16 protein-coding genes are annotated in these 18,876 nt (G+C 63.5%); 12 read left to right on the top strand and 4 right to left on the bottom strand.

Annotated features, from left to right (window positions below; translation table 11 throughout):
• Positions 1-3: 3 nt before the first annotated feature.
• Positions 4-657, top strand: a complete 654-nt coding sequence (locus IIB36_00980; protein ID MCH7530318.1) for a response regulator transcription factor — start codon at positions 4-6, stop codon at positions 655-657.
• 140 nt (positions 658-797) lie between these two features.
• Here the strand turns inward: IIB36_00980 and IIB36_00975 are convergent, their stop codons facing one another.
• Both IIB36_00975 and IIB36_00970 read right to left on the bottom strand, forming a co-directional pair.
• Positions 798-1,565 carry a hypothetical protein gene (locus IIB36_00975; protein ID MCH7530317.1) on the bottom strand — a complete coding sequence of 256 codons (768 nt, stop codon included), beginning with the start codon at positions 1,563-1,565 and terminating at the stop codon, positions 798-800.
• Positions 1,566-1,698: 133 nt separating this feature from the next.
• Entirely contained in the window at positions 1,699-2,523 is an 825-nt protein-coding gene (locus IIB36_00970) for a hypothetical protein (protein MCH7530316.1), read from the bottom strand.
• A gap of 454 nt (positions 2,524-2,977) precedes the next feature.
• Between IIB36_00970 and IIB36_00965 the strand changes: the two genes are divergently transcribed.
• From IIB36_00965 to IIB36_00925, 9 genes are all read left to right on the top strand, one after another.
• The gene (locus tag IIB36_00965) at positions 2,978-3,565 is read left to right on the top strand and encodes a porin family protein (GenBank protein MCH7530315.1); all 588 of its coding nucleotides are present in this window, start codon (positions 2,978-2,980) and stop codon (positions 3,563-3,565) included.
• A gap of 238 nt (positions 3,566-3,803) precedes the next feature.
• On the top strand, positions 3,804-4,673 hold the full coding sequence (locus IIB36_00960) for a cytochrome c (protein ID MCH7530314.1): 870 nt from the start codon (positions 3,804-3,806) through the stop codon (positions 4,671-4,673).
• Positions 4,674-4,707: 34 nt separating this feature from the next.
• Positions 4,708-8,322, top strand: a complete 3,615-nt coding sequence (locus IIB36_00955) for a nitrate reductase subunit alpha (GenBank protein MCH7530313.1) — start codon at positions 4,708-4,710, stop codon at positions 8,320-8,322.
• A gap of 36 nt (positions 8,323-8,358) precedes the next feature.
• Entirely contained in the window at positions 8,359-9,912 is a 1,554-nt protein-coding gene (gene narH / locus IIB36_00950) for a nitrate reductase subunit beta (GenBank protein MCH7530312.1), read from the top strand.
• Positions 9,913-9,914: 2 nt separating this feature from the next.
• The gene (locus IIB36_00945; protein MCH7530311.1) at positions 9,915-10,631 is read left to right on the top strand and encodes a hypothetical protein; all 717 of its coding nucleotides are present in this window, start codon (positions 9,915-9,917) and stop codon (positions 10,629-10,631) included.
• Entirely contained in the window at positions 10,628-11,356 is a 729-nt protein-coding gene (gene narI, locus IIB36_00940) for a respiratory nitrate reductase subunit gamma (protein MCH7530310.1), read from the top strand. Before IIB36_00945 ends, narI begins: the two co-directional genes overlap by 4 nt.
• Positions 11,357-11,443: 87 nt before the next feature.
• A complete protein-coding gene (locus tag IIB36_00935; protein ID MCH7530309.1) occupies positions 11,444-13,009 on the top strand; it encodes a hypothetical protein in 1,566 nt (521 codons plus the stop codon).
• Positions 13,003-13,197 (top strand): hypothetical protein, encoded by a 195-nt coding sequence (locus tag IIB36_00930; GenBank protein MCH7530308.1) that lies wholly within the window; start codon positions 13,003-13,005, stop codon positions 13,195-13,197. The genes IIB36_00935 and IIB36_00930 overlap by 7 nt, the downstream gene beginning before the upstream one ends.
• On the top strand, positions 13,194-14,666 hold the full coding sequence (locus IIB36_00925; GenBank protein MCH7530307.1) for a NarK/NasA family nitrate transporter: 1,473 nt from the start codon (positions 13,194-13,196) through the stop codon (positions 14,664-14,666). Before IIB36_00930 ends, IIB36_00925 begins: the two co-directional genes overlap by 4 nt.
• A gap of 234 nt (positions 14,667-14,900) precedes the next feature.
• Here IIB36_00925 and IIB36_00920 read toward each other — a convergent pair whose 3' ends face one another.
• Both IIB36_00920 and IIB36_00915 read right to left on the bottom strand, forming a co-directional pair.
• Positions 14,901-15,803 (bottom strand): hypothetical protein, encoded by a 903-nt coding sequence (locus IIB36_00920; GenBank protein ID MCH7530306.1) that lies wholly within the window; start codon positions 15,801-15,803, stop codon positions 14,901-14,903.
• Complete coding sequence (locus tag IIB36_00915) at positions 15,800-17,026, bottom strand: nitrate reductase (protein ID MCH7530305.1); 1,227 nt, start codon at positions 17,024-17,026, stop codon at positions 15,800-15,802. Before IIB36_00915 ends, IIB36_00920 begins: the two co-directional genes overlap by 4 nt.
• Positions 17,027-17,425: 399 nt before the next feature.
• Here IIB36_00915 and IIB36_00910 point away from each other — a divergent pair, with 399 nt between their 5' ends.
• Together IIB36_00910 and IIB36_00905 are read left to right on the top strand one after the other, a co-directional pair.
• The gene (locus tag IIB36_00910; protein ID MCH7530304.1) at positions 17,426-17,896 is read left to right on the top strand and encodes a hypothetical protein; all 471 of its coding nucleotides are present in this window, start codon (positions 17,426-17,428) and stop codon (positions 17,894-17,896) included.
• 37 nt (positions 17,897-17,933) lie between these two features.
• Positions 17,934-18,428, top strand: a complete 495-nt coding sequence (locus IIB36_00905; protein ID MCH7530303.1) for a CopD family protein — start codon at positions 17,934-17,936, stop codon at positions 18,426-18,428.
• The last annotated feature ends 448 nt before the right edge of the window (positions 18,429-18,876 follow it).

Genomic DNA, 18,876 nt, shown 5'->3' with positions numbered 1-18,876 from the left:
CGCATGGTGGAAGCATTGACCGTTCTCCTCGTAGACGACCACGCCATGTTTCGGGCAGGTATCAAAGCCCTGCTCGAGGCGGAGGGTCGGGTCACGGTGGTCGGGGAGGCGTCCACTGGTGACGAGGCAGTGGATCGCGCCCGCGAGCTCAAACCGGACGTCGTCGTCATGGACTTGTCGATGCCCGGCTCGAATGGGCTGGAGGCAACTCGGCGGATCGTCGCGTTGGGTCTCGATACCAAGGTGCTCGTGCTCACGGTACACGCCGAAGAGGAGTACCTCGTACCGGTCGTCGACGCCGGGGCAAGCGGATACCTGACCAAGACCAGCGCCGATACAGAGCTTCTGGAGGCGATCAAGATCGTCGCCAGGGGACAGGTGTTCCTGCCTCCGAAGGCTACTACGCTGCTGCTCCGGCGCTACAAGCAGGCGGACGGCGACGACGGTGTAGGTCTCCACGACCTGAGCACACGCGAACAGGAGGTCATGGCGCTGACGGCGGAGGGGTTCAGCTCTCGTGAAATCGGCAAGAAGCTATTCATCAGCCCGAAGACTGTGGACACGTACCGCTCGCGAATCATGGAAAAGCTAGGGCTCAACCACCGCAGTGAACTCGTGCGCTTCGCGTTGCGCGTGGGGCTGTTGAAAGAGATGTGACCATCCGTCGTCAGCGTGATGGGTCGACCCGGCAGCACAGCGGGAGCGGACCACAGGTGTGGCCCGCCCCCCTCGACTTGTACGCCGTGCGCTCTTGGAAGCCGGCGGATCGGTCTCCGTAGCGGGACGCTACTGATCCGCTACCGCGGAATCTGTACGCCGTCGGGCTTTTCGAGAACTCTGACGTTGGAGAAGTGCAGATGGATCCAAGCGGTGTGTGGCGGGAAATTATTCTGATCGGGCTGCATCGTGTGGGCGACGAAGTGGAACTCCGTCTCGTTCGAATTCACGAACCCGGTCTTGACCTGGGCCATCGGTGAGTACACCGCACCGGAACTGTTCTCTATCCTTCCGTTCTGGCCGCGGGCCTGTTCGCTGAACATGGTGTGGCTACCCACCATCGATACCACTTCCTCGCCGTTGACCCAGATCTTGGACGGTCCCCAAGTCGCGAAGTAGTTGTAGATGTTGGGCATGACTGGAGCCTCATTCCCCGTGTCACCGTGGAGCATCAGACCCTCCTCGATCCTCGCGCCCTCCATCTGACTCGTGTTCAGCTGCTGCACGATCCGAATCTTGCCGCTCCAGCTGTCGTCCTTCGAGTACCGGATGGGACCCGACTCATCCGTGGTCTCCACCTCGATCACGATCCGCGCGGTTCCGCTGGACGCATCCACCTCGATCTCCGCCTTCCCGTCCAACCACCGCACGTTCTCGCCATTGTAGGCGAAGTTCTGTCCGTAGCCGCCCACGATGCGCACACCGGTGGCCTCGAGGCGCCACGTTCCGGCGGTAGCTTCGGCCTCTCCTGCCGTACGATCCCCTGAACGCACGGTGGCAAATGCGGTGGTCGTCGCGAGCAACGTCGCGAACCCGAGCCCGTACAGTAGTCTTGCTGAATTCTTCATCGTCCTCTCCGAGGTTTCCAAACTGGGTTACGTGATGCACGCCTTGGCGTGCGTGCCTGCACCTGACCGCACGAATCGCTTACCGGCCGAGATCGTTCCCACATGACTGGGCGGGCGGTGGCGATGCTCGGTCTCATGCCAGTCCGGTAACGGCGGCCAGCTTGCTTTTCACGGCGTCGGATCGAGCGATCAACTCCTCGTAGTCCGCTGCCGCTTCGACGCCCTCGACGAACCCGCTCATCGCGGCGGCGAGCGTACCGCGCTGGTCCGTGGCCGCCACGAGATCCTGGAGCCCCGCGTCTCCCCCCATCCCCGCCTGGGCGCGCCGGGCAGACGGAGTCGCTTCCTCGCCATTGGCGATGAGGTAGAGCACTCCGTTCAGCCGCGCAGACCATTCGAACGCGCGTCCTGCCGGACCCATGATCGACTCGACGGACGGCATTGTGCCCCGCGCCACCTCGGGCAGCCCGGACAGTGGGCGCGCCACGGGCACCTGCCCACCCTGCGCCGGGCCGACAATGATCCGCGCAACCATGCCGAACAGATAGTGTGGTTGGCAGAAGTAGTCGTAGACGCCCTCCACGGTAAATGTGTGCTCGTACTGTGTCCCGTCCATGAGCCCGAGCATTCCCGAGTGCCAGGGCTCCGCCCCCTCCGGAATGCGCAATGGAACGTCCCCGCCCAACAGGTGGCTGTGGTCCGGGTGAAAAGCCGTGCTCGAGTGGAAGTCTCCCATGTTCAGCCAAATCACGCTGGTTCCGGGCTCGATTCGCAGGCCCACCGGATCGAACCGGAAGTCCCCACCGGAGGTCCGAAGCCCCACGACCCGAGGTGGCCGACTGCCGAGCTCCTCATCACCGTCGCCTTCCGCGCTCGAGGCTGCACGCCCCCTTCCGAGCCGAAGCCCTGTTGCAATCACCCCTAGACCGGCGATCGCTCCGGCGGTAGTGCCCAACATCTTTCTGCGACTCCATGTATGCCGCATCGGTGTCTCCCCAACGTCAAGTCGTTTGCTTTCTTCCGGGCGAAGCGTCCCCGGGGTGCACTTGAAGCGAATAATGGAGAGGCCGGGAGGGTTCCTGTCGACGCCCACGCGACGTTGACGCTCCACCTGCCGAAGCCTGGACTATGGAGTCCTGCCGATGGCCTGCTCTTCATGGCGGACCTCGGAATTCCCACTGGAGTTTCGCGCCGCCTGAGCCCCTTCCAATCCGCAAACCAGCCGGCCCGGTTCCGTGGCACGCGAGCTTCGAGACCGCCTCGTCCACAACGCCAGACCCGCCGGGAACCGCGATCCGGCCGTCAGGCGTTTCTTCCCCTGCGAGGCCTCGCATGAGTGGGTCTGCCCTCGCGATAGGAGGGCGGCCCTTGTTGCTGAATCCACAATACTTGGGAAACTGACGATGAAGACTATGAGAAAAGCTACCATGTTCGCTTTGGCCTTGTGGCCCCTCGCCTCGGCTCTAGAGTTGACCGCCCAGTCAACTCACGACCCCGCGCAGGACATCATCACCCTGAACGTGATCGGCGGAGGGTTCAGTCCAGTGTCGGACCTGGGCAGCAGCCAGTTCGATGCTGCAGGAACGGTAGGCGGAACGGTTGGAGTTTGGCTGCACCGGTACGTGGGCATCCGGGCGAGCGTGGTGTGGGCCCAGACGGACGTGAGTGGGCCGGCGTCGGCAGATGTTACGGGCGTTGACCCGAATGTTTGGGCATACAGCGGCGACGTTGTCCTGCGCGTGCCCATCGATGCCCGGAGCGGATGGATCGTTCCGTACATCGTCGGTGGTCTAGGTGCGAAGACTTATGACTTCGATGGCGTCGACACGGAGACGGAGCTCGCAGTGAGTTTCGGAGGCGGAGTTGAGTATCGCTTTCCCTCCTCGCGATGGGGGGTCAACCTGGAGGCGCGCGACTACGTCTCCAGCTTCGAGCTCTATGGGATCGACGAGACCCAGCACGATTTGGTCTGGACCGGCGGGATCACGCTGAGCTTCTGATCGAAGCTTCGTGAGCGACCGTGTGTCTTTGCCGGGCTCCGACCGGGCGCAAGCCCGGCTCCGGAGCCCGGCTACGGACGATGGAGATGAACGGAACGCGATGTCGAGCGGCATGCGTGTAGGGTATTGCCCGACACGGACGTGCGGGGGGATTCCGACTGGGCACGCGACGGCGTGATTTGGAGATTTCCTCATCTGAAGGTGTGGAACTCGAAGCTCCAAGTGGCGGGTAAGGTCTATGTCGACGCTTCGTCGCGTTCGTCGGATCGGAAGAACGGCCGCAATCGGCGTGTCGCTCTCGATTCTCTCTCTGCTCATCCCGACCGCGGGCTCTGCCCGCCAGAGTCCGATTGAGCAGGGACAAGAGATATTCGAGACCACCTGCTTCGCGTGCCACACCGTGGGCGGTGGACGCTTGGTGGGACCCGATTTGCAAGGCGTCACCGAGCGCCGGGACGAAGACTGGATCATCAGCTTCGTGCAGCGTTCGCAAGCCGTCATCGAGTCGGGAGATCCCGCTGCCGTTGCGCTAGCGGAGGAGTTTCCCGGGCTTCTGATGCCCGACAACGCGCTCACCGACGCTCAGGTTCGAGCCGTGATGGCGTTCGTCGACGAGGGACTGGCGACGACGGCAGCGCCGGTCGAGTTGGGACCGGCCACCGAGGATCAGGTGATCCTCGGGCAAGGCCTCTTCCAAGGCACCACGCGCCTGACGAACAGTGGCCCTTCCTGCAACTCGTGTCATGACGTCACCAACGACGCCGTGATCGGTGGAGGCATACTGGCTGCCGAGCTCACGACCGTGTTCACGCGACTCGGAGGTGCCGGCGTCCGGGCCGTCATCGGGAGCCCGCCGTTCCCGGTCATGCAGCGCGCGTATGAGGGCAGGCCGCTCACCGACGAAGAGGTGGTCGCGCTGGTCGGCTTTCTCGAGCAGGCCGATGCCGAGCAGGCGTTTCATCAGCCCAGAGATTACGGCCCGAAGCTGTTCCTGGCCGGTCTCGCCGGGTGCGTGATCCTCCTCGGGTTCTACTCCCTCCTATGGAACGGACGCATGAGGGGCTCCGTCAACCAGGCGATCTACGACAGACAGGTGAAATCCACGTAAGCACACCACTCACGACAGCTGGGAAATCAATCACATGGGTTGGATCAAAGACATCGTTTCGCCGGAGACGCGGAAGTGGGAGGAGTTCTACCGCAACCGCTTCCAGCACGACCGCATCGTGCGCAGCACGCACGGTGTGAACTGTACCGGAGGCTGCTCCTGGCAGATCCACGTCAAGGACGGGATCGTGACGTGGGAGACGCAGCAGATCGACTACCCGCTGCTCGAGGACTCACTGCCTCCGTACGAGCCACGAGGGTGCCAGCGTGGCATCTCCTATTCTTGGTACCTCTATAGCCCCCTCCGCATCAAGTATCCGCTCATTCGGGCCGCTTTGATCGACGCCTTCCGCGCGAAGAAGCGCGAAACGGGAGACGCGATGAAGGCCTGGAAAGCGCTTCAGGCCGACGAGGGTGCGCGACGCAAATACCAACAGGCACGCGGCAAGGGTGGTTTCCGGCGAGCGAGTTGGGATGAGGTCATGGAGATCATGGCGGTGGCCAACATCAGCACCGCCGAGGAGTACGGGCCCGACCGGGTGATCGGTTTCAGCCCGATCCCGGCCATGTCGATGCTGAGCTACGCCGCGGGCGCGCGCTTCCTCCAGCTCTTTGGGGGCGTCAACCTCAGCTTCTACGACTGGTACTGCGACCTGCCGACCGCCTTCCCGGAGATCTGGGGAGAGCAGACCGACGTCTGTGAAAGCGCCGACTGGTACAACTCGAAGATGATCGCGGACATGGGTGCGTGCCTCAATATGACGCGCACGCCTGACTGCCACTTCTTCGCCGAGTCACGGCACAACGGGACAAAGGCTGTGGTTTTCTCGCCCGACTTCAGTCAGGTGTGCAAGTACGCAGATCAGTGGGTGCCGCTACACGCGGGAAGTGACGGCGCGTTCTGGATGGCGACGACCCACGTGATCCTCAAGGAATTCCATCACGAGAAGCAGACGCCGTACTTCCTCGACTATGTGAAGAAGTACACCGACAGCCCCTACCTCGTGAAGCTGGAGAAGGACGGGGACAACTACAAACCTGGCCGCCTGCTGCGCGCCAACGAGATCGGCGAGTACGAGGACATCTCGAACGGCGACTGGAAGTTCGTGAACATCGACGCCGCTACTGGCGACTTCGTGGTTCCAAAAGGCAGCTCCGGTTCCCGGTGGGACGAGAAGCAGGGCAACTGGAACATGAAGTATGAAAACATTGCCGACGATCAGCCGTACGATCCAGTGCTCACGCTGCTCGGACGGACCGAGCAGGTGGTCCAGACCGCGTTCACTGAGTTCGGACTCGATCAGACTGTGTACCGTGGTGTTCCGGTCATGGAGGTCCAGACTCCAGACGGAACGGCGTTGGTCACGACCGTCTACGACCTCACGATGGCGCAGTACGGCGTGAGCCGTGGACTGCCCGGCGCATACCCCGAGGACTACACCGACAAGGACGCCGCGTACACGCCGGCCTGGCAGGAGATCTTCACCGGCGTCGCTTCCGCCACGGTTCTCCAGTTCGCGCGTGAGTGGGCGAATACCGCGGAGGTGACCGGCGGGAAGTGCATGATCATCGTGGGCGCCGGCATCAACCACTGGTATCACGGGAACCTCATGTACCGGGCGGGCGCCATGGCGCTCATGCTCACGGGTTGCGTGGGTAAGAACGGTGGCGGCCTCAACCACTACGTGGGCCAGGAGAAGCTCGCGCCCGTGGACTCCTGGAGCGCGATCGCGTTCGCCAAGGACCACGTCGGTGCGGTTCGGCTCCAGCAGGCGCCCATTTGGCACTACATCAACACGTGCCAATACCGCTACGACGGACAGTTCTCCAAGTACAACACGGTGCCCGACAACGACATGACGCGGCAGCACACCGCCGACCAGATCTACAAATCGGTTCGCATGGGCTGGATGCCGTTCTATCCGCAGTTCGATCAGAACACCCTGGACCTATGTAGGGAGGCCATCGAGAACGGGGCCACGGACGACGACGGCATCAAGCAGTACGTGCTCGACAAGCTCAAGAGCAAGGAGTTGAAGTACTCGGTGAGCGATCCCGAAGCCCCCGAGAACTTCCCGCGCGTGTGGTACATCTGGAGAGGCAACGCGATCATGGGGAGCATGAAGGGGCACGAATACGCCCTGAAGCACTACCTGGGCACGCACCACAACTCGATCGCGGAGGACTCCGAAGACCACACCACGGAAGTGAAGTGGCATGAGTTCGCGCCTGTCGGCAAGATGGATCTCATCGTCGATCTGAACTTCCGCATGGACTCCTCGGCGCTGTACTCGGACATCGTGCTCCCGGCGGCTTCCTGGTACGAGAAGGCGGACCTCAACAGCACCGACCTACACTCCTTCATCCACCCGCTGTCCGCGGCGATCGCGCCGGTGTGGGAGTCCAAGACCGACTGGAACATCTTCCGCGACCTCGCGAAGGTCACCAGCATGGCGGCCGAGAAGTACTTCTCGGAGCCGCAAAAGGATATCGTCGCCTCCCCCATCGCACATGATTCCTCCGGTGAGATTGCGCAACCGGTCATCAAAGACTGGTACCGTGGTGAGTGCGAGCCAATCCTGGGCAAGACCATGCACGACCTCACCGTGGTGGATCGCGACTATACCAAGCTGCACGAGAAGTTCATCACGCTCGGTGAGCGCATCCGCACCACCGGCCTCGGTGCGCACGGGAATCCGTACGACTGCGCGGACATGTACGACGAGATGATCACGTCCAACCACTTCCCGGTGGAGCGTGAGAACGGCAGCGTGCTGCCCTCGCTGAGAGAGGACGTGTCGGCGGCCAACGCGGTGCTTCACCTCTCGACGCTGACGAACGGCGTGCTCAACATGCGCGCGTACCGAGACGCGGAGAAACGTACCGGCCTCGAGCTCGCGGATCTCGGGGCCGGCAGCGAGGACGTCCGGATCCGGTATGCGGATCTCCAGGCTCAGCCCCGGCGCTACAACACCGCGCCGGCGTGGTCCGGGATCATGACCGGTGGCCGGGCGTACGCCGCCTACACCTATAACGTCGAGAAGCTGGTTCCGTGGCGGACGCTCACGGGTCGGCAACACTTCTACCTCGACCACGAGATGTACCTGGCGTACGGCGAAAACCTGCCGACGTACAAGCCGTCTCCCAAGCCGGCCGCGTACGGCGATCTCAAGACCACGCTGAAGAACGGCGAAGCTCGCATCCTCAACTGCCTCACCCCGCACGGGAAGTGGCACATCCACTCCACCTACATGGAGAATCACCGGATGCTGACGCTCTCCCGGGGCTGCGAGCCCGTCTGGATGAGCGAGGCCGATGCGGAGGCGCTCGACATCCAGGACAACGACTGGGTCGAGGTCTACAACGACCACGGTGTGTACGCCGCGCGCGCATGCGTGAGCGCCCGGATTCCCAAGGGCGTCTGCATCGTCTACCACGTGCCGGAGCGTACCGTCGGCATCCCCAAGTCCCAGGTACGTGGCGGCAAGCGGGCCGGGGGTCACAACAGCTTCACGCGTATCCACCTCAAGCCGAATTTTCTCGCCGGAGGCTACGGGCAGTTCACCTACGGCTTCAACTACTGGGGCCCCATCGCCCCGAATCGCGACACCCATGTCGTGGTCAAACGCATGGACAAGGTGGTGTTCTGATGACCACGAAATCGCGCCGGGGAAGGGGAAACTGACATGGATGTCCGCTCGCAAATCTCGATGGTGTTCCACCTCGACAAGTGCATCGGCTGCCACACGTGCTCGATCGCCTGCAAGAACATCTGGACGGACCGCAAGGGCGCGGAGTACATGTGGTGGAACAACGTCGAGACCAAGCCCGGCACGGGGTATCCCGGGAAGTGGGAAGACCAGGACATCTACAAGGGTGGCTGGGTGAAGGACGGTGACGGCATCGAGCTGAAGGGCGCCGGCAAGCGTAAGAGCCTCACCAACATCTTCCACAACCCCAACATGCCGGTGATCGACGACTACTACGAGCCGTTCACCTACAAGTACCTCGACCTGATCGAGTCACCGGCCGGGGACGACCAGCCGACCGCTCGACCCATCTCGATGATCACCGGCGAGCCGATGGACATCAAGATGGGCCCGAACTGGGACGACGACCTGAGCGGGACGCCGGACTACGCGCGTAACGACCCCAACCTGAAGAACCTCACTCCCGAGCAGCAGAAAGCCATGTTCGAGATGGAGCGCATGGCCTTTTTCTATCTGCCACGGATCTGCAACCACTGTCTGAACGCTGCGTGCGTCGCCTCGTGCCCCTCGGGTGCGATCTACAAGCGTGGAGAGGACGGCATCGTCCTCATCGATCAGTCGGTGTGCAGGGGTTGGCGCATGTGCGTCACCGCGTGCCCGTACAAGAAGACCTACTACAACTGGAGCACCGGGAAGTCCGAGAAGTGCATTCTGTGCTACCCGCGCATCGAGTCCGGACACGCGCCGGCGTGTATGCACTCCTGTGTGGGTCGGATCCGGTATCTCGGCGTCATGCTCTATGATGCCGATCAGATCGAGGCTGTGGCCTCGGCCGAAGAGAGCGAAATCGTGCAACGGCAGATGGACATGCTCCTGGATCCGTTCGATCCGGCTGTCATCGCCGCGTCAGAGGAGAACGGGATCGCCGATTCCACGATCCACGCAGCTCAGAACTCCCCAACGTACAAGTTCGTGAAGGAGTGGAATCTGGCGTTGCCGCTGCACCCGGAGTTCCGCACGCTGCCGATGCTCTTCTACGTTCCGCCGCTGCTGCCGGTGATGGCGTCGGTCACCGACGTCGACAACACCGAGCAGTCGAAGAAGATGAACGAAAAGGCGAAGTACTGGCCGGACAACTGGCTGTACGATACGAGCACAAAGGAGATGTTCGGCACGATCGATAACCAGCGTTTCCCGATCGAGTACATGGCGAGCCTGTTCAGCGCCGGGGAGACGAGCTGGGTGAGCGACCGCATCAAGAAGCTGATGGCGGTGCGCTTGCACAGGCGGAAGGTCACGGTGGGTGACGTCGACGACAGCGTGGTGGAGGCGGCGCTATCCGACACCGGCCTGACCCCTCAGACCGCCGACGACATCTACTACTTGACCTCGTTGGCCAAGTTCGACGACCGCTTCGTGATTCCCGCCGCGCATCGTGAGCAGGCCATCGAGATGATGGAGTTCACCGGTGACGTGCAGGGCAGCACGGGCTTCGGCTTCAAGGCCGAGACCGCCGTGCGGGGGGCCTGAGCATGCATCCGTTCGCACACTACGAGCACCTTGCCAGGCTCTTCGACTATCCGCGGCACGACTATCCCGCATGGGTCCAGAGCGTGTACGACATGCTCGCGGGCCGGCACGTGCTGGCCGCGGCCGAGATCGACGCATTCGCCCGAGCTCTGCCCACTGAGGGGGAGCCGCTCACTCCGGAAGCACTGGATGAGGTCCAGGAGATCTTCACGCGCTCGTTCGACGTGCAGGCGATCACCACGCTCGGCGTGGGCTACGTCATGTTCGGCGACGACTACAAGCGCGGCGAACTGCTCGTGAACCTGAACCGAGAGATGCGCGACGCGGGCATCGACTGCGGAACGGAGCTCTCCGACCACCTGCCGACCGTGTTGCGGCTCGTAGCGCGGTGGCAAGATCGCGAGCTGGCGCGGGAGTTCGTGGAGGAAATCCTCCACCCGGCGCTCGAGTGCATGGTGGCTGAATTCAGCCAGCGGCGCATGGCGGCACGTGAAGGTCTGTACCAGAAGCACTACAAGACGCTCATCATCTCGTCCGCCGAGCGAGCCACGATCTTCCGCGAGCCCCTCGCGGCTGTGCTGCAAGTTCTCAAGGACGACTTCGAGCTCGCCGAATGGAAGCCGCCCGAGCAGGACAACGACTTCCTGAGCTCGATCGGGCGTGAGATGGAGATCGAAGCCAACGAGGGCAAGGCGGCCCCATCCGGGAGGATGCTGTGAATGCGCTCAACACGTTTCTGTTCGTGGCGTTCCCCTACGCGGCGGTGCTGGTCTTCGTGGTCGGCGTCTCGTACCGGTACCGGCAGAAGGGCTTTACGGTGTCGTCGCTCAGTTCGCAGTTTCTGGAGGGGAAGGGCCTCTTCTGGGGGAGTGTGCCGTTCCACATCGGGATACTCGTGGTGCTCTTGGGGCACCTCACAGCGTTCTTGCTTCCACAGGCGATTCTCGCGTGGAACCGGATTCCGCTTCGGCTCATAGTTCTGGAGGTGAGTGCTTTCGTGTTCGGGCTCACCGTGTTCGTCGGACTGGTCGCGCTCATGTACCGGCGGCTGACGAACGCGCGCATCCGTGCGGTGACCACCCCGGCCGACATCGCCATCGAGCTCCTTCTCTTGGCTCAGGTGGTGCTGGGGCTCTGGATTGCCCTGGGCTTCCGTTGGGGCTCGTCCTGGTTCGCCGCCGACCTCACGCCCTACCTGTGGTCGCTCGTGAGATTTTCGCCCGAGACATCAGCGGTCTTCGCACTCCCCTGGGTCATCAAGTTCCACATCGTGGGCGCGTTCGCCCTCGTCCTCATGGTCCCGTTCACTCGCCTGATGCACTTCATCGTGGCGCCGCTTCACTACATCGGGCGGCCGTATCAGCTGGTCATCTGGAACTGGAACCGCAGGACGATCCGGGACCCGGGCACCGCGTGGAGCGACGCGCGGCCACACAACAACTGAACCGAGGCAACGTAGGACCCTCCCGCCGACGCCTGCGGGCGTCGGAGCCCCTCGCGGGCTAGCGTCGAAGCCGCATCCCGAGAGTCGATGAGCAGTTCCGTCGCCGGCAAGATCAAAGAGTGGGAGATCGAGCGGCCTGACTTCTGGCTGAGCCAGGGGAGAACCGTCGCCTTCCGGAACCTCTTCATCTCCATTCCGTGCCTGCTATTCGCTTTCGCGATCTGGCTCTACTGGTCGATCATCATCGTCCAGATGCAGACCTTGGGCTCCCCCTTCTCCACCGCCCAGCTCTACACGCTCCCCGCGATCGCGGGTTTGGCCGGAGCCACGCTCAGGATCCCAAACTCGTTCATGATCGGGATCTCGGGGGGCCGCAACGTCATTGCCGTGACGACCGCGCTCCTGGTCTTGCCCGCGGCCGGCGTGGGCATCGCGCTCCAGAACCCCGACACGGGCTACACGACCTACGCGGTGCTCGCGGCGTTGAGCGGGATCGGTGGCGGTGCCTTCGCGTCCTCGATGTCCAACATCAGCTTCTTTTTCCCGAAGCGGATGCAGGGCCTGTCCCTCGGCCTCAACGCGGGACTGGGCAACGTCGGCGTGAGCATCATGCAGGTGGTGCTCCCCTGGGTGACCACCTTCGGACTGTTCGGAGCGCTTGGCGGCGAGGGTAGAGCCGTCCCGGCCGACCCCGCAGGCGGGATGCTCTGGATCCAGAACAGCGGGCTGGTGTGGATCCCGGTCCTGCTGCTGTTCGTGATCCTCGCGTTCGCGTTCATGAACAATCTGCCCCAGCACGAGGTCGGCTCCACACCGGTCGCGATCGGGAAGATGCTCTGGCTCGAGGCGATGGGGCTGCTCGGGGCCGCGGTCGGCATCGGACTCCTTCTCGGCCCGACGTTCGGCCTGCCCGATCTGCTGAAGGTCTTCCTCGTGCTCGTCGTCACCATCTGCGTCACGCTGGCGGTGATGCGCTACGCGACGCCTAGACCTGTGCGCGACAGCCTCGCCGGCCAGTTCGTCATCTTCCGGAAGAAGCACAACTGGGTGATGACCTGGCTCTACACGATGACGTTCGGCTCCTTCATCGGATATTCGGCCGCGTTTCCCAAGCTGATCCAGGACATCTTCGGCACGCTCCCGGACGGAGCGCTCAACCCCAACGCGCCGAACCCACTCCAGTACGCCTGGCTCGGTCCCCTGGTCGGGTCCCTGGTGCGACCCATGGGTGGATGGCTCTCCGACAAGCTCGGCGGAGCGCGGGTCACGCACTGGGACACCGTCGTGATGATCGGATCTGCCGCGGGGGTCGCCTTCTTCATCAAGGCCGCGGGGACGTCCACCACGCCCGAACAGTATTGGTGGCCGTTCTTCTGGCTCTTCATGCTGCTCTTCGTCACAACCGGCATCGGGAACGGCTCAACCTTCCGGATGATCCCGATCATCTTCAAGCCCGAGCTCGCCGGCCCGGTGCTCGGCTGGACCTCGGCGGTCGCCGCCTACGGAGCCTTCCTGATCCCGAGGATCTTCGGCGGCCAGATCGAGGCCGAAACGCCCGAATACGCCATGTACGGATTCATCGCCTATTACGTGAGTTGCCTCGCCGTGAACTGGTGGTTCTACGCGAGAAGGAACGCTGAGATGCCATGCTGACCATCCTCGAGGTCGGCTTCTACGCCGTGGTCGGGCTGCTCTTCGCTCCTCTGCTGGCCGCACTCGCCTGGACGAACGTAGCGGCCGGCAACCTCATCGCCGCCGGGTCCATGGGCTACTACCTGTGGACCGTGCGCCCCGGGCTTCGTCAAGTACTCAGCGGACAGCCAACGGAGCGCGGCGAATGAAGGAGCGGCCGGTGGCCTGGCGAGTCCTGGCCCTCAACACGACCGCGTTCACCGTCTGCTTCGCGTGCTGGATGTTGAACGGCGTGCTCGTGACGTTCCTGGTCGAGAACGGAGTGTTCGACTGGGATGCGGCTCAGATGGGCACGTTGATCGGCATCCCCGTCCTCACCGGGTCGGTCATGCGTCTCCCGCTGGGCATGTTCACCGACAAATTCGGGGGCCGCCCCGTCTACACGGCGCTCATGCTCCTGTGCGCCGTGCCGATGTATCTGCTCAGCCGTGTGGATTCGTACAACGGCTATATGCTCGCCAGCCTCGGCTTCGGCCTGACCGGCACGGCGTTCGCGGTGGGAATCGCGTTCTCATCCGTCTGGTTCACCCGAGAGCGTCAGGGTACCGCGCTGGGCATTTTCGGAGCAGGCAACGCTGGTGCTGCGCTCACAGCGATGGGCGCGCCGAGCGTGCTACGCTGGCTGACCGACGACGGCCAGAACCTCGAGGGCTGGCGGACGCTTCCCGTGTACTACGCGATCACGCTCGTCGTCATGGCGATCCTGTTCTACGTGTTCACCGAAAACAAAAAGCCGGAGGCCGCGGCTCAGCGTACAGTGATGCAAATGCTGCGGCCGCTCAAAGACGTCCGCGTGTGGCGGTTCGGACTTTACTACTTCCTGGTATTTGGCGGATTCGTTGCGCTAGCTCAGTGGCTCGTTCCCTACTACGTGAACGTCTACTCGATGACGATCGTCACCGCGGGACTACTCACGTCGCTCTTCTCACTGCCCGGCGGCGTGATCCGAGCCTTCGGCGGATACCTGTCGGACAAGTTGGGGGCCCGCTCGGTGATGTATTGGACGCTGAGCGTGATCGGTGTGTGCTGCTTGGCCCTCTTCTTCCCGAGGATGGAGATCGAGTCTCCCGGCAGCGGCGTCATGGCGACACGTGGCGGTACGGTGACCGTCGTGTCGGACACCGAGATCCGTGTCGGGGAGGACTTGTATCCGCTCCAGTCGATGGTCCTCAGCGAGATCGACGAATCGGAGACGCACCTCATGCCCGTCATCAGGTCGTGGCACGTGCCGGAGGTCGAGGTGGGCCAGTTGGTTGAGCGCAGATCGCTACTGGCGAGCGGCGTCACCAACATCTTCTTCCAGGCCAACGTGTGGGTCTTCACGATCTTCGTCTTCATCATCGGAATCGCGATGGGCATCGGGAAGGCCGCAGTCTACAAGTACATCCCCGAGTACTTCCCAGAAGAGGTGGGGGTCGTGGGCGGCATGGTGGGTGTCATCGGAGGCCTGGGCGGGTTTTTTTGCCCGATAATCTTCGGATATCTACTCAGGGGCATCGGTCTCTGGACCACGACCTGGATCTTCTTCTTCTTCGTGACGTTGGCCTGCTTGGTTTGGCTTCACATCACGGTCATGCGCATCTCGAAGCGGGAGACCCACATCGAGCAAGTTGGGTGATGCCGGCGTCAGGATCCCGGCTCGGTGAAGCTGGACCCGCACGCAGAGGACCAGCCCCGCTCGCAGGCCAGCGCGTACAACACGCCTGTGTCTCGTTCCTGAACCGGTCCCTTGCTGCCTCTGAGGAGGATGCTCTGAGGAGGATGGGCAGCTCCCCGGAGAGGGGGCGCGCTCTCGCCAACGGCGGAGCGCCCGTCCCCATTGGCTGAGCGGCTGGCGTCAGGCAGTGCGGGGTCACCGACCTGGATCTCCTTCGTCTTCTTCGTGACGTTGGCGTGCCTCCTCTGGCTTCACATCACCGTCGTGCGCATCTCGAGGCGGGAGACCCACATCGAGCTCAGTATCGGTCAGCACCAACACGGCAATGCCAGCGAGTAGGGCCAGGTTGGGGAAAAGGAGCGGGGAAAAGATCGGGGCCCCGTAGAGAAAGTTCTCCCGCATGCCGCCAGGTCCGCGAAGGTCTGCCGCGAAGTGGAGCGCGAAGCCCACAACCCCGACAACGATTTGGAGCGCCAGAACCAGCCCAACGAAGGGCAGGTACCCCCTGTCGTGAGGCTTCGCCAGGGCGACGGCGAGCGTACCGATCGCGAGCGCGCTTGCCACGACGGGAATCCACTCTGACGTGACGAAGAACCCGTTCTGCGCGTGATCGAGCAGCGACAGGATGAAGTTGCCAACGAACCCGCCCAGAGCAAAGAAAAGCACCCACCGGGCCCACTCGGTCGAGCGACGCTCCAGCATACGGTTCGCGAGCAGCAAGAACCCGAGTCCCGCGTACGCGAGCGGTGCCGCGAACGGGGCGGCGTACACGAGGTTTCGAATCGTCTGATACGAGAAGAAGTGGCTGTCGAGGTGCCAGAACATGCCCGCGATGCCGACGAGGATCGCGAGCGTGCCCACCGCCGACCCGACGGGGGACGGCTGCCAGTGCTCTCCCCTCCCCAGGCTGCGTATCACGCCGGGTAGCAGCGCGAGGGCTGCCGCGATCGAGAACACGAACGGAATCCACTCCGCCCAGTGCCGAAACCGGTTGATCGAGTGAGCTACATAGATGTCGAGGCTGAGGAAGGCGAAGTTGGCGAAGATGAAGATCTCGAGAAGCACATCGGCCTCTCTGAGGCGCTTCCGCGCGATCAACGCAGTCCTCTCATCTCCGCGGCAAGCTCCTCCATCTCCACCATCTTGGCCAGAAGCTCGTAGTTCCCATGCCACTGCACGAAGTCCGCACCGCCCATGAACGCGCCGTGCTTGGCCGTGCGTCCGTAGTAGTGCCAGAGGTCGAAGAAGACGAAGTCGATGGAGGCGTCGAACGGCTCGGCCGTGATGAGGCCCTCGTCCGCCAGCTCCGCCATCAGGTCCATCGCCGCCTGCACCTTCTCATTGGTGGAAGTGACGACGGTCTCGGCGGCCTCGTAGAAGGCCTCCACGCGCGGGGCTGTGTGACATTTCTGACACAGCGTCTTCATTTCCGCCTGGCCTTGCAGGTAGGTCGGGCGCCGCTCTGAGATCGGGGCGAAGAGCCACCACGAAAGTCGCTCGGTCACGTCGTGCGTGAACCCCATGCCGTCGAGCCCGCTCATATGGCAGGTCGCGCAGGTCGGGACGGACATGTCCGCCGTGGAGAGCGTCCTCGGGTCGGCGTGCAGGTTCTGTGACGCGCGTTGCGAGTTGAAAAGCACCCCATGCTTGGACTCGTTGTAGATCTCCAGCTGGGAGTGGTCCGGACCCATGTGGCACTGACCGCAGGTGGCGGGCTCCCGGGCCAGCGAAACCGACGCGGAGTGTGCGGAGTGGCACTCGGTACACTTCCCGACGGATCCGTCGAGGTTCGGCCGGCCGATGTCATGACACCCCTGACAGCCCACCTCGGACGCGCTGGCACCTTCCAGAAGCGCCAACGGGTTCGGCGCCCGTCTGACCGCCCCCGGATGCAAAAGCTCGGAAGCGGCGATCACATCCTCGCTGAAGCCGGTGCTCCCAAGTACCGCTGCCCATGCCGGTGCAGCGTGTCGGCTGCGCAAGAACTGGTCGTACTGAGTCGCGTGACACGCCGCGCAGTTCTGCGACGTAGGCATTACGGTGATCGTGAAGCCCCGATGGTCGAGCGGTTCCTGACGGTCGAGCACCTGGTGGCAGTCGAGACACGTCACGCCTCGCCCCGCGTGTACGCTACGCTCGAACTGATGCACGATCCCGCCAGTCTCTTGCATGTGGCACGAAGCGCATCGTCCGGTGGCCCGCACGAAGTCGGCGGACGGCTGGCCCGTCTCCACGGCAGGACGGGCTCGGTTGATCAGCACCGCCGCCAGGATTAGCGATGTACCGAGAAAAACCGCGATGAATACGCTGCGGAACTGCATGAGTCCGGTCGACACAGGTGGGTTGGATCCCTGCTGAGACAATAGCTCGTCAACGGCCGCCACGCCTTCCCCCAGCGACCCAGCGCGACATTGCCTGGGATCGCTGCGGGAAAAACTCCCTACGCTAGCTCGCGGGTAGCTCCCGCTCGCCCGAGTCTGCCCCTACCCTCGATCTTTGACAGGATCTCCTTGCCCAAGGAGGCTTGATGTGTCCGCCATACACCATCATCCGATGGCAGGGTTGGAACTTCTGCGACAGGCCGTGGCCGCAGCCCTTGTTGCCATCTTGGCCCCCGTCGCCTTCGCGGCCTTCATCCTTGCCTGGTTCGCCCTGGCCTTGATCCTGGGACCCTTCCTCTGAAGCTTGGTCGGGTCAAGCCTTCTAGAGGAGCAAGACCCATGAGTCGCGCGGAGAATCGACGTTGGGCACGCAACAGAGACTCTCGTGGCCGCGGAGGACCCGGCCGCAGCCGGCACCCCGCGTGGATTCTGGTCGCGAGCGCTGGGGCAGCATTGCTTGTGCTGGCGGTCATCAGCCAAGTAGGGCGAGGCGGTGCCCTACATCCCACTCCGCGAGTCGTCGAGATGGCATCGCATGTCGTGCCCGACGCGCGATATGCCGGCCAAGCAAGGGCGCGGCAGGCGTACCAGATGGCGGCCGCGGTCCCCGGAGTCCTCGATGGACTCTACTGCTACTGTCGCTGCTCCGAGCACTCGGGCCACTATTCGCTGTTGGACTGCTTCGCGAGCGATCACGCGGCCGGGTGCGACGTGTGCATGTCTGAGGCCGAGATCGCGCATGAGATGACCAGGGAGGGTGCGTCGCTAGGGGCCATTCGAGCGGAAGTGGACAGGACGTACGGGGCCTGAGAGCCCGGTCTCTTCGAACACCGCGATAGGGGCCCTCGTGACGACAGCCTACTTCCTGACCGTGACTCTGCACGTGCTCGCCACGCTCGTGTGGCTCGGTGGCATGCTCTTCTTCGCGCTCATCGCGCCGATCTTGCGCGACATCGAGGACGATGCGCTGAGGGCGAGCCTCTTCGGGTCTCTGGGCCGGAGGCTTCGGACCGTGGGATGGGTGTGTATCGCCGTGCTGCTCGCCACTGGTGTCGGCCAATTGCACTTGCGCGGTTGGTGGGGTGGCGCGTTTTGGGGAACGCCAGGGTTTTGGGGCAGCGCGCTCGGTTCTGCGCTGGCCTGGAAGTTCGGCCTCGTGGCGATGATGCTCACTGTGCAGGGCGTGCATGACTTTTGGCTCGGGCCAGCCGCCGGGCGCGCCAGAGCGGGCTCCGAAGAGGCGCGCTCGCTCCGGATGAGAGCAGCCTGGTTGGCGCGAGCGAACGCGCTCTTCGCATTGCTGCTGGTCTACTTCGCGGTGAAGGTGGCACGGGGCGGGTAGGCAGCTCCGGGTTCCACTCGGCGTCCAGCGCGTCGAATGGAGAGTTGAGTTCCGCCCGCTTGTCGAGGACGCCGCCGGTGGCCATCGGCGGGCCCGTGGGGAGTTTCCCCACCGACCGGTCCATTTTCCTCCCGACATCCGACGGAACGGGCCACCCATAGCTTCTCAATGGGCCAGCAGCCGTGAGGCTGTACATACAAACCGACCCTCTGCAGGGGGAAGGAATGGCGATGAAGCTACCGACCATCGGCGCGGGTGCGACGGCAGTCGACAGGGTGGCGGAGGAGTGAATTTCCCCACGGACGGTTCATCCTACTCCCGCTAACTGAGTCGCGGCGATCTCACTTTCTTCAGGCAGCTGCCACCGAGGTGGCTAATGTCGGCCCAGTCTCGCTGGCTGAGGTCCCGGGCGCACTACCGGAAGTGGCAGGCGCAGCCCCGTGACGGA

This window comes from Gemmatimonadota bacterium (assembly GCA_022560615.1).
Lineage (GTDB): Bacteria > Gemmatimonadota > Gemmatimonadetes > Longimicrobiales > Gaopeijiaceae > UBA1138.
This window is presented reverse-complemented; position numbering and strand designations above follow the sequence as displayed.

What these genes read in the sequence shown, in the direction of transcription:
- IIB36_00945 (MCH7530311.1), top strand. Translation starts at nt 9,915, where the DNA reads ATGCATCCGTTCGCACACTACGAGCACCTTGCCAGGCTCTTCGACTAT.
- IIB36_00935 (MCH7530309.1), top strand. Translation starts at nt 11,444, where the DNA reads ATGAGCAGTTCCGTCGCCGGCAAGATCAAAGAGTGGGAGATCGAGCGG.
- IIB36_00965 (MCH7530315.1), top strand. Translation starts at nt 2,978, where the DNA reads ATGAGAAAAGCTACCATGTTCGCTTTGGCCTTGTGGCCCCTCGCCTCG.
- IIB36_00980 (MCH7530318.1), top strand. Translation starts at nt 4, where the DNA reads ATGGTGGAAGCATTGACCGTTCTCCTCGTAGACGACCACGCCATGTTT.
- IIB36_00910 (MCH7530304.1), top strand. Translation starts at nt 17,426, where the DNA reads ATGAGTCGCGCGGAGAATCGACGTTGGGCACGCAACAGAGACTCTCGT.
- IIB36_00930 (MCH7530308.1), top strand. Translation starts at nt 13,003, where the DNA reads ATGCTGACCATCCTCGAGGTCGGCTTCTACGCCGTGGTCGGGCTGCTC.
- IIB36_00960 (MCH7530314.1), top strand. Translation starts at nt 3,804, where the DNA reads ATGTCGACGCTTCGTCGCGTTCGTCGGATCGGAAGAACGGCCGCAATC.
- IIB36_00955 (MCH7530313.1), top strand. Translation starts at nt 4,708, where the DNA reads ATGGGTTGGATCAAAGACATCGTTTCGCCGGAGACGCGGAAGTGGGAG.
- IIB36_00925 (MCH7530307.1), top strand. Translation starts at nt 13,194, where the DNA reads ATGAAGGAGCGGCCGGTGGCCTGGCGAGTCCTGGCCCTCAACACGACC.
- IIB36_00970 (MCH7530316.1), bottom strand. Translation starts at nt 2,523, where the DNA reads ATGTTGGGCACTACCGCCGGAGCGATCGCCGGTCTAGGGGTGATTGCA.
- IIB36_00915 (MCH7530305.1), bottom strand. Translation starts at nt 17,026, where the DNA reads ATGCAGTTCCGCAGCGTATTCATCGCGGTTTTTCTCGGTACATCGCTA.
- narH (MCH7530312.1), top strand. Translation starts at nt 8,359, where the DNA reads ATGGATGTCCGCTCGCAAATCTCGATGGTGTTCCACCTCGACAAGTGC.
- IIB36_00975 (MCH7530317.1), bottom strand. Translation starts at nt 1,565, where the DNA reads ATGAAGAATTCAGCAAGACTACTGTACGGGCTCGGGTTCGCGACGTTG.